The organism is Streptococcus sp. HMSC062H02, from assembly GCF_001813005.1.
In the GTDB taxonomy this organism is placed as follows: Bacteria; Bacillota; Bacilli; order Lactobacillales; family Streptococcaceae; genus Streptococcus; species Streptococcus oralis_S.
In genome coordinates this window covers 1-212 of sequence record NZ_KV811114.1, presented here as the reverse complement: position 1 = coordinate 212, position 212 = coordinate 1, and the positions used below count along the sequence as shown (strand labels likewise).

The window sequence follows — 212 nt, the reverse complement described above, 5'->3', positions numbered from 1 at the left end:
TCATTTGAAGACTTACTCAATTTATCAATAGCTGCTTGAAGCTTGGTTTGAGCTTCTTTTAGTTTCTTGATTTCATTTTCAAGTTTCTCTTGTTGTTGTTTCTTATCAGCTGGTGCTAATTCTGCTTCTTTCTCTGCTGGTGCTTGAAGTTTAGCCAAGTTTTCTTCAGCTGCTTTCAACTCTACTTCCAAGCTTGCAAGATCTTGACTTGA

At 36.8% G+C, this 212-nt stretch carries 1 protein-coding gene; it reads right to left on the bottom strand.

The genetic code is table 11. The features are described from left to right. On the bottom strand, positions 1-212 hold a 212-nt coding region (locus HMPREF2885_RS04085; RefSeq protein WP_222563577.1), incomplete at both ends, for a hypothetical protein.